This is a genomic window from Mesorhizobium sp. M7D.F.Ca.US.004.01.2.1 (assembly GCF_003997785.1).
Lineage (GTDB): Bacteria > Pseudomonadota > Alphaproteobacteria > Rhizobiales > Rhizobiaceae > Mesorhizobium > Mesorhizobium loti.
In genome coordinates, this window is record NZ_RZRQ01000235.1 from 1 (window position 1) to 9,443 (window position 9,443).

Genomic DNA, 9,443 nt, shown 5'->3' on the forward strand with positions numbered 1-9,443 from the left:
GGGCAAGCCAACGATGCCGCATTTGAAACCCATTTTTGTCCGGTCCTATCGGGAAAATAGAAATTTGAACAGGGCTATGGGCGATAGGGGTGATCAACGTCAAGCCCTGTGGCGCCGATCCCGCTCAGTCCTTGCCGCCGAACAGCTTCTTCAGCATGGCGGCCATCGGGCCGGATTCCGGCAGCTTGGTGGGTGCCTGCTGCGGCCGTGCCTGGCGGATGTGACTTTGGGCTTTCTGGCTCTGCACCTTTGGCGCCTTGGGGGGCGGGCGGTCGTCATCGCCGGTCGGCACCAGCTTGTCGCGCAAGGCCAGCGTCACGCGGTTCATGAAGGAATTGTCGTCGCCCTTGGCCAGCAATCCGGCATCGCCGGCGATGGCGTCGAGCAGGACATCCAGCCATTCGCGGTCAGCCTTGGCAAAATCGCCAAGCACATGGCCATGCACCATTTCCTTGACGCCGGGATGGCCAACGCCGATGCGCACGCGGCGGTAGGCGTTGCCGACATGCTGGTCGAGCGAGCGAATGCCATTGTGGCCGCCGGAGCCGCCACCGACCTTCACCCGCAGCTTGCCGGCGGCAAGGTCGATCTCGTCATAGAAGACGGTGAGCGCCTCGGGGCCGAGCTTGTAGAAGCGCAGTGCTTCGCCGACCGACTGGCCGGACAGGTTCATGAAGGTCTGCGGCTTGATCAGGACGATCTTTTCGCCGTCGAGCGTGCCCTCGGCGATCAGGCCCTGGAATTTCTTCGACCAAGGCGAAAAGGAATGGCGGCGGGCGATTGCGTCCGCCGCCATGAAACCGACATTGTGTCGATTGTTGGCATATTTCGCGCCCGGATTGCCGAGGCCTGCAAAGACAAGCATCGTCTGCTCCGGGCGGAAAGAGTTACTTCTCTTCGGCGGCAGGAGCCGCTTCAGGTGCAGCCACTTCAGCCGTCTCTTCCGTCTCCGGCTTCATCGCCGACGAACCGGCAATGGTCGCGATGGTGAAGTCGCGGTCGGAGATCACAGGCTTCACACCGGCCGGCAGCGTAACCGCCGAGATGTGGATCGAGTCGCCAATGTTGGCGCCGGTGAGATCGACGGTGATGAATTCCGGGATCGCATTGGCCGGGCAGTGGAACTCGACTTCGTGACGCACGATGTTGAGCACGCCGCCGCGCTTGATGCCGGGCGACTTGTCCTCGTTGATGAAGTGGACAGGCACGTCGACATTGACCTGGGTGTCCTTGCCGATGCGCAGGAAGTCGACATGGACAGGGAAATCCTTGACCGGGTCGAGCTGGAAGTCCTTTGGCAGGACCTGAATCTTCTTGCCGTCGACATCGATCGTGGCGATCGTGGTCAGGAACCCGCCGCCATGGATCTTGTAGTAGATGTCCTTGTAGGTGAGCGCGATAGCCAGGGGAGGCTGCTTGTCACCATAGATTACTGCAGGCACTTTACCGTTGCGGCGAACTGCACGGGCGGACCCCTTACCGACCTGTTCGCGTGCTTCGGCCTTGAGCTCGTAAGTGTCGTGGCTCATGGCATTTCCTTTCGGTTTGTTCTGGAGCGCTCACGGTTGGCAGAGTGCCTGGACCGTAAACGTCGAAAGCCGCCGGGTGAGGCGGCCTTCCGCCGCGTTGCCTCCAAGGGTGTCTACGCGGGTGGCGGCTCTATAGCGGAAGGCGGCCGGACGTGCAAGCCAAAGGCATGTCCGCCGGCGCGCAGCCCAGGCGGGTGCTATCCGCGCTTTTCGATGACGGCATAGAGGACGTTGTGGTTCTCGCCAAAGAACACTTGCGCCTCGACGGTGTTGCGGTCGACGCTGGCATTGACGATGTTCCACATGTCGACCTCCGACCGCAGCAGCAACACCCAGTCCATGAACGTCTCCCGGTACCCGGCGTCAGGGGTGCCCTCGGCGTAGTTCGCGAACAGGAATGTTCCGTTCGGCTTCAACATCTGCAGGCACGTTTTCGTGAGTTTCACGGCGACGTTGTGCTGGAGGTAGTCGTAAAGGCCGGAGGCGTAGATGAAGTCGAACTTGCCGAGCTTGTGGCCCCTCGTGAGCACGGTTCGCACCGAGCCGTCGATGGCTTCGACCGCGGTGCCCTGGAAGTCGCGCGCGATCAACCCAACGCTCTGGGGATCCTGATCGAGCGCAACCCAACGCTTGAGGCGCCCCTCCGCCAGGGCGACCGAGCGGTTGGCCTCCCGCAAGTGGCCGGCCGCTATCGCCAGGACCTCGGTTTGCGGCCCGCTCTTGGCCGCAATCTCATCGACATATCGGGTCAGGAGGTCGCGTCGTTCCCGTGCAGCGACGCATGACGGTACGTTCTGGGTATGGCTATAGAGTGCCTTGCCGATCTCCGAGGCGTTCGCCACGCTCTCTGCCACATGCGGATCGCAATAGATGTAGTCGAGCAGTTGCGCGTCGCCGGAATAGCCCCTGGGCTTGCTGAAGGACCAGTGCGTCAGCGGATCCTCGAGGAAATACTCCAGGATCGGGTGGTTCTGCGCCACCGGTATCAGTGCATGCCAAACGTCGGGATGAACCTTGGAACGCAGCGCGTTGAGGTACGACAGAAGGCGACGAACGATCTCGGCGGGATCCTTGCTTTGTTCGACCTGCTGGTGTGTCGCGTTGAGAATGATCGCGAGCTCCGCGCGAGCGGTTTCGAAGGCTTCGCCATGATGCTCGAGCTTTCCTCGAGGGAGATTGCCGGCGATCATCTCAGCGGTGATCAGGCTTTGGCCATCGAATACAGTTTGCACACCGGAACTCCATAGTTAACAGTCGGTTAACTTATTGCGTAGAATGCTCCATTTGCCAATGATGGCGCGAGTGCATTTTAGCGGTATGATTAATTTCCCGCTAACTATCTTTATTCATTGCACATCTTCCGGGCCGGATTCCGGGTTCGAGTTAACGGAAACTTGTCTTGCGTGATTGCATTTGTGTGCGAGGCGTCGCAATCGCTGTCGCGTCCCAGGGAGTCGGCCTGCGTGGGGGCAGAAACTAGAAATGAGTTCGGAGCCGAAAATCCCCTTCAAACGGGGTTTGCTGTGATGAGCGATCACGCGTCATCCGCATTGGCTGATACGGCTCATGGGGAGCCTTACGAACCGCGCTACGAACTGGGGGCCGACGAGCTCCGCGCCCTTTACCGCACGGAAGCCCATGCGACGCGAAGAGGGGAAGCCCGGCCAGGGCTTTGGATCGCCGTTGCCATCTATCTCTTGTTTTCGGCAACGGATCTTCTGCTGATACCAGATGTGGCCGTCTATACGATCACGGCGCGCTTCGCGGTCGGACTGACCGCGCTTTTGATCCTGGAAGCACAGCTTCGCCGGAGGGTTGCAACGCAATGGCTTGACGTGACTTGCGCTGGAGCTATCATTTTTGGCTATGTCGGTTGGCTCTGCCCTGCGGTTTTCGGTGCGGACAAGGAAAGCGTCTCCTACTATATGGTCTTCGGCACCATCTTCATGATGAGCGCCAATCTTTTCTTTACGTTCAATTTTAAACTTTCAATAGTAACTTCTGCAATAATTTTATGTATACTTTATATCGTAAATTACTTCGTACCTTCTACTCTAACTTACAAAATGGTATTCGGGTCTTTCTACGTTTCTTGTTTCACGTTCACCTCGTATGTGAACTGGAAACTGAATGAGGAACGCTACAACGTCTTCCTGAACGCCCTGGAAGCCAGGATCCAGCACAACGAGGCGACCGAACGCGGCAAGGCCCTGCTGAGACTGTCGCGGACCGATCCACTTACGGGTTTGGAGAACCGGCGGGCGATCGACGAGAAGCTGCGAGACTACTGGAGCGACTGGCAAAGGGTTGGCACCAGTTTTGGGGCGATCCTTATCGACGTGGACTTCTTCAAGAAGTTCAATGACTGCTACGGCCATCAGGAAGGCGACCGCTGCCTGATCCATGTCGCCAATGCGCTTAGCGATATGATCAAGCAGTACAATGGCTCCATCGGCCGCTATGGCGGTGAAGAGTTCATCGTCCTGGCTCGCATGGAGAAAAAAGAGCAGATCCTGGACATAGCGGAAGCCATTTGCAGCACGGTGGAGAACTTGGCGCTTACCCATGAGCTGCGGCGCGACGGCGTCTCGATTGTGACAGTGAGCGTTGGCGCCGCGTTCACCAGGACGCAGACCGGCGCCAAGCTGGAGAAGATCATCCATGAGGCCGATCGCGCGCTCTATCTGGCAAAAGCCGGTGGCCGAAACTGTGCCCGGCTGTTCGACCCAACCGATCCTCAGAGCAGCGACGAGAGTGAGAACATTGCGGCTTTGCTGAAGATCGCGATCGGCCAGAATCTCGTTTCACTCGTTTATCAGCCTATCCAGGATGTCAAAACGGACCGGGTTGAAGCCGTAGAGGCTCTGATGCGCCTCAAAATGCTGGACGGCACATCGGTTCCGCCGAGCCTGTTCATTCCCGTCGCCGAACGAACCGGCGCGATCCTGGAACTCGGGCGCTGGGCCATAAGGACAGTGTGCGCCGAGCTCCTGGCGGACGACCACGTCCGTGTCGTCAGTGTCAACGTCTCTCCAATCCAGCTCAAGACACCGGGCTTCGCAACGTCCGTCGCGACCATTCTGGGCGAGACCGGCGTCGCCGGCAGCAGGCTGGCCTTCGAGATCACCGAAGGACTGGAGATGGAGATGCATTCGGACATCCTGCGCTGCATCAGTGATCTGAAGCTGCTCGGGATCAAGATCTGGCTTGATGATTTCGGGACGGGCTTTGCCGGCCTTTCGTGGCTTCGTCTGATCGATTTCGATACGGTGAAAATCGACCGCTCGTTTCTGCACGACTGCAGCTCCCCGAGCGGCAAGGCAATGCTGCAGGACATCATCACCCTGGTTCGAAATCGCGGCCACAAGATCCTGGTCGAAGGGGTGGAAACCGACGAGCAGATGGCCCTCATGCGCGAATTCGGCATCGACAAGATCCAGGGCTTCCATGTCGGCCGCCCCGCTCCCGCGGCTAGTTTCCAGGCAAAGCGGACCATGCGCAAACGGTCATTTGCTGTGCTCAAGTCCGCGTGATGACAGCCTCTTTTCGACGTTTGGCTTAGCCGCCGTCAAAAGCCGTGCTGATTGCCATCACCCCATGACAGGGCCGCGCGGCACGCAGGGGCCGGCTGACTACCGGTCCCCGGTCAACGCGTCGCGTAGCGCCTGGATCTGCCGGTTCAGGGCATCGAGCTCAGCCAGCGTCATGCCCGAGCGCTCGATCAAGGTCTCGTTCAGACAGTTGCACTGGACAAGCAGCGCGCGCCCGGCTGATGTCAGGTCGACCTGCACCTGGCGTTCGTCGGTCTGGCTGCGCTGGCGGGTCACCAGCCCGGCCTGCTCTATTCGCTTCACCAGCGGCGTGACGGTGCTCGATTCTAGAGCGAGCCTGTGGGCGATGGTGCCGACCGACATGCCGTCGGCCTCTCCAAGTGCGTTCAGCACCAGGTATTGCGGATAGGTGATCCCCATCTCGTCCAGCATCGGCTTGTAGGTGCGGTTGATCGCCATGCTGGTGGCGTAGAGCGTGAAACAGAGCTGGTTGTCCAACGGAAGAGGCACGGCGCGTTCCTTCTTGCCGACACAGGCGTCAATTCGATACCACGAAAAATGATATCGCGATACATATTTTCGTGGACAAGGGTATCGAGCTACGTTAGGCATATTGATATCGCGATATTGTTTATCGTGACAACAACTGAAAGGAGATTGAGATGACCTCGCAAACCAAGCCCAACTCCGGCAGCGGCACGATCACCACCAAGGACGGAACACAAATCTACTACAAGGACTGGGGGACCGGGCAACCGATCGTCTTCCATCACGGCTGGCCATTGAGCAGCGACGACTGGGACGCCCAGATGCTGTTCTTCCTGGCACAAGGCTACCGGGTCATTGCCCACGATCGCCGTGGTCATGGCCGCTCGACCCAGACGGATATCGGTAACGAGATGGACGCCTATGCCGCCGATGTCGCGGAACTCGCCGCCCATCTGGATCTCAAGAACGCCATCCATGTCGGTCATTCGACCGGCGGCGGCGAAGTGGCGCGCTATGTCGCCCAATATGGCGCCGAGGGCCGCGTCGCCAAGGCGGTGCTGATCGGCGCGGTGCCGCCAATCATGCTCAAGACTGCCGCCAATCCCGGCGGCCTGCCGATCGAAGTGTTCGATGGCTTCCGCTCCGGCGTGGCGGCCAATCGCGCCCAGCTTTACAGGGATGTCCCAGCCGGCCCATTCTATGGCTTCAATCGTCCCGGCGCGGCAGTGTCGGAAGGCGTCATCGACAATTGGTGGCGCCAGGGCATGATGGGCGGCACCAAGGCGCACTACGATTGCATCAAGGCCTTCTCGGAAACTGACTTCACCGAGGATTTGAAGGCGATCGACGTGCCAGTGCTGGTCATGCATGGCGACGACGACCAGATCGTTCCGATCGCCGACTCGGCGCTGTTGACGATCAAGCTGCTCAAGAAGGGCGAGCTCAAGATCTACAAGGGCTACCCGCACGGCATGGCCACGACCCATGCCGACATCATCAACGCCGACCTGCTGGCCTTCTTCAAGGCCTAGGACATTTTCGAAAAAAAAGGGCGCCCGCCATCAAGCAGGCGCCTTTCTCGTCCGGTTTCAAGTCTAGCGGATTGCAGCGACCGCCTATGCCTTTCTGGCTTCCTTCATGTTCGGTAGGAACACGGTCAGCAGCCCGAACAGCGGCAGATAGGAGCAGATCTGGAAGACATAATCGATGCCCTTCATGTCGGCGACGACGCCGAGCACGGCAGCAGCGATGCCGCCCATGCCGAAGGCGAAGCCGAAGAAGATGCCGGCGATCATGCCGACACGTCCCGGCACCAATTCCTGCGCAAAGACGACGATGTTGGAGAAGGCCGACGACAGGATCAGGCCGATCAGCACCGTCAGCACCATCGTCCATTCCAGATTGGCGTAGGGCAGGGCCAGCGTGAAAGGCAGCACGCCGACGATGGAGAACCAGATCATCGCCTTCTGTCCATAACGATCGCCGAACGGGCCGCCGAGCAGGATGCCCAGCGCCGAGGCGCCGAGGAACAGGAACAGCATGACCTGCGACATCTGCACCGAAACCCCGAACTTATGCATGGAATAGAAGGTGTAGTAGCTGGCGAGGCTGGCGATGTAGGCGTTCTTGGTCAGCACCAGCAGCGTCAGCACCGCCAATGCCCACATTACCTTGCGGCGCGGGAAGGGCGAGACGAAGCTTGCCGTCTTGCGGCTGCCCTGTGCGGCGCGCAGCCGGCTGTACCAGCCGCCGACCTGCCACAAAACGATGATGCCGATCAGCGAGCCGACGGCGAACCAGGAGATGCTGGTCTGGCCGAACGGCACGACGATGAAGGCCGCCAGCAGCGGCCCCATGGACTGGCCGAAATTGCCGCCGACCTGGAACAGCGACTGCGCCAGGCCGAAGCGGCCGCCGGAGGCGAAGCGGGCGATGCGCGAGGATTCCGGATGGAAGATCGCCGAGCCGATGCCGATCAGCGAGGCGCCGATCAGGAGCAGCGAATAGTGGCCGGCATAGGCGAGCACGACCAGGCCGATCAGCGACGACGCCATGCCGTAGGGCAGCGAATAGGGCATCGGCCGCTTGTCGGTGATCATGCCGATCACCGGCTGCAGCAGCGATGCGGTCACCTGGAAGGTGAAAGTCAGGAGGCCGATCTGCCAGAAATCGAGGCCGTAATTCTCTTTCAGCAAGGGATAGATGGCCGATAGCAGCGACTGCATGATGTCGTTGATGCAGTGGCAGAAGCTCACTGCCAGGATGACGGTGAAGGCCGTCGCCTGGGCTGAAGCATGACTGGCGCTCGCCGGTGGGGCGACGCTGGCGGCTGTCGTATCGGTCAAGGTAGGCTCCGTGGTCTTTTTGGCGGGCACACCCGCAGGCAGTTGACGGACGCTCCTGCGGAGCGCCTGAGGACGGTGCCTTATAAGCCGCTTGCGGCACGACTTCTTTCGTGGTTTGGTCCAATAGTTTCGCAAGTGGGCCATACAGGATGCCGCACGGCAAAGAAGTCTTTCACGCCGGCAATGCCAATCTCGGTCAGCTGCACGAGAGCCGCTGGCAGTGGCTGGAGCAAGTGGCCGGGCCGGCGGTGGCGCTGCCGACGGAATATCCCGATGGCTACCGTGTGCCGCAACACCGCCACAGCCGCAGCCAGCTGCTGCATGCGTTGGTCGGGGTGGTGCTGGTGACGACGCGCTACGGGCGCTGGATGGTGCCGCCCGACCACGCGATGTGGATTCCAGCCGGCACCGAGCATTCCGTCGAAATGCTGGGCGATGTCTCGATGCGTTCAGTCTATGTCATGCCGCAGGCGATCCCCGGGCTGCCCGAAGGCTTGCGCGTCGTCGGCGTCACCGACCTGATGCACAGCCTGATCGTAGAATCGGAGAAGCTGCCGCAGGGCGGCGAACTGGAAGGGCGCGGCGGGCTGATCATGAACCTGTTGCTGCATGAAATCCCGACCTTGCCGGAACGGCCGCTCGGCCTGCCATTCCCGTCCGATCCCAGGCTGTCGGCGCTGTGCCGGCGTTTCGTCGCTGCGCCGTCGCCGCACGCGACGATCGACGAGTGGGCCGATGCCGCCGGCATGAGCCGCCGCTCCTTCACCCGCGCCTTTCAGCGCCAGACCGGCCTGTCGCTGTCGACATGGCGCCAGCAGGCCTGCCTGTTCGCGGCGCTACCGCGGCTGGCCGACGGCGAGCCGATCACCAGGGTGGCGCTCGATCTCGGCTATGACAGCGTGCCGGCCTTCATAACCATGTTCAAGCGCATGCTGGGCGCGTCGCCGCGCGGTTATATGCGCGGCGCCCGCGAAAGCGTCGAAGTCGCCCGTCGCCTGATCGGCCCGGTTCGGCTGGAAAGCCCTGCGCCGTAACGGCAGGCCGGTCTAGTCGAAGAGACTGGACACCGATTCCTCGGTCGCCGTGCGCGAAATGGCCTCGCCCATCAGGTCGGCGATCGAGATGACGCGGATGTTGGGAGCGTCAAGCACGCCCTGGGTCGGCTGGATGGAATCGGTGATCACCAGCTCCTGCAGTTTCGAGCCGCTGATGCGGGCAACCGCGCCGCCCGACAGCACGCCGTGGGTGATGTAGGCGGTGACGCTGGTGGCGCCGTTGGCCAGCAGCGCATCGGCGGCATTGCACAGCGTGCCGCCGGAATCGACGATGTCGTCGATCAGCAGGCAATCCTTGCCGGCGACCGCGCCGATGATGTTCATGACTTCCGATTCGCCGGGCCGCTCACGGCGCTTGTCGACGATGGCCAGTTGCGCATCGAAGCGCTTGGCCAGCGCACGGGCGCGGACCACGCCGCCGATGTCGGGCGAGACCACCACGACGTTGCCGAGCTGCTTGTATTTGGCCTTCAC

The 9,443-nt window shown here is 61.0% G+C and carries 9 protein-coding genes; 3 read left to right on the forward strand and 6 right to left on the reverse strand.

From position 1 onward, the window contains the following. Positions 1-124 precede the first annotated feature (124 nt). The 3 genes from pth to EN993_RS25335 all read right to left on the reverse strand — a co-directional run bounded on the left by pth (position 125) and on the right by EN993_RS25335 (position 2,761). A complete protein-coding gene (gene pth, locus EN993_RS25325; RefSeq protein ID WP_127265128.1) occupies positions 125-865 on the reverse strand; it encodes an aminoacyl-tRNA hydrolase in 741 nt (246 codons plus the stop codon). Positions 866-887: 22 nt separating this feature from the next. Next, the gene (locus EN993_RS25330; protein ID WP_056595667.1) at positions 888-1,529 is read right to left on the reverse strand and encodes a 50S ribosomal protein L25/general stress protein Ctc; all 642 of its coding nucleotides are present in this window, start codon (positions 1,527-1,529) and stop codon (positions 888-890) included. A gap of 197 nt (positions 1,530-1,726) precedes the next feature. Continuing rightward, the gene (locus EN993_RS25335) at positions 1,727-2,761 is read right to left on the reverse strand and encodes a class I SAM-dependent methyltransferase (RefSeq protein WP_127265129.1); all 1,035 of its coding nucleotides are present in this window, start codon (positions 2,759-2,761) and stop codon (positions 1,727-1,729) included. Between the two features lie 294 nt (positions 2,762-3,055). Between EN993_RS25335 and EN993_RS25340 the strand changes: the two genes are divergently transcribed. Further along, positions 3,056-5,062 carry an EAL domain-containing protein gene (locus EN993_RS25340; RefSeq protein ID WP_127265130.1) on the forward strand — a complete coding sequence of 669 codons (2,007 nt, stop codon included), beginning with the start codon at positions 3,056-3,058 and terminating at the stop codon, positions 5,060-5,062. Positions 5,063-5,161: 99 nt separating this feature from the next. On the opposite strand, the gene EN993_RS25345 is transcribed toward EN993_RS25340, so the two are convergent. Next, a complete protein-coding gene (locus tag EN993_RS25345) occupies positions 5,162-5,590 on the reverse strand; it encodes a MarR family transcriptional regulator (protein WP_126070171.1) in 429 nt (142 codons plus the stop codon). A 152-nt stretch (positions 5,591-5,742) separates the two neighbouring features. On the opposite strand from EN993_RS25345, the gene EN993_RS25350 reads away from it, so the two are divergent. After that, a complete protein-coding gene (locus tag EN993_RS25350; protein WP_126070170.1) occupies positions 5,743-6,600 on the forward strand; it encodes an alpha/beta hydrolase in 858 nt (285 codons plus the stop codon). Between the two features lie 84 nt (positions 6,601-6,684). Here EN993_RS25350 and EN993_RS25355 read toward each other — a convergent pair whose 3' ends face one another. Then, complete coding sequence (locus EN993_RS25355; RefSeq protein ID WP_164757800.1) at positions 6,685-7,914, reverse strand: MFS transporter; 1,230 nt, start codon at positions 7,912-7,914, stop codon at positions 6,685-6,687. A gap of 149 nt (positions 7,915-8,063) precedes the next feature. Between EN993_RS25355 and EN993_RS25360 the strand changes: the two genes are divergently transcribed. Further along, the gene (locus tag EN993_RS25360; RefSeq protein WP_109659781.1) at positions 8,064-8,948 is read left to right on the forward strand and encodes a helix-turn-helix transcriptional regulator; all 885 of its coding nucleotides are present in this window, start codon (positions 8,064-8,066) and stop codon (positions 8,946-8,948) included. A 12-nt stretch (positions 8,949-8,960) separates the two neighbouring features. Here EN993_RS25360 and prs read toward each other — a convergent pair. Beyond that, the coding region (gene prs / locus EN993_RS25365; protein WP_127265131.1) for a ribose-phosphate diphosphokinase at positions 8,961-9,443 on the reverse strand (483 nt) is incomplete at its 5' end.

Coding starts and splice junctions, on each gene's coding strand:
- pth (WP_127265128.1), bottom strand. CDS start 865: ATGCTTGTCTTTGCAGGCCTCGGCAATCCGGGCGCGAAATATGCCAAC.
- EN993_RS25330 (WP_056595667.1), bottom strand. CDS start 1,529: ATGAGCCACGACACTTACGAGCTCAAGGCCGAAGCACGCGAACAGGTC.
- EN993_RS25340 (WP_127265130.1), top strand. CDS start 3,056: ATGAGCGATCACGCGTCATCCGCATTGGCTGATACGGCTCATGGGGAG.
- EN993_RS25350 (WP_126070170.1), top strand. CDS start 5,743: ATGACCTCGCAAACCAAGCCCAACTCCGGCAGCGGCACGATCACCACC.
- EN993_RS25360 (WP_109659781.1), top strand. CDS start 8,064: ATGCCGCACGGCAAAGAAGTCTTTCACGCCGGCAATGCCAATCTCGGT.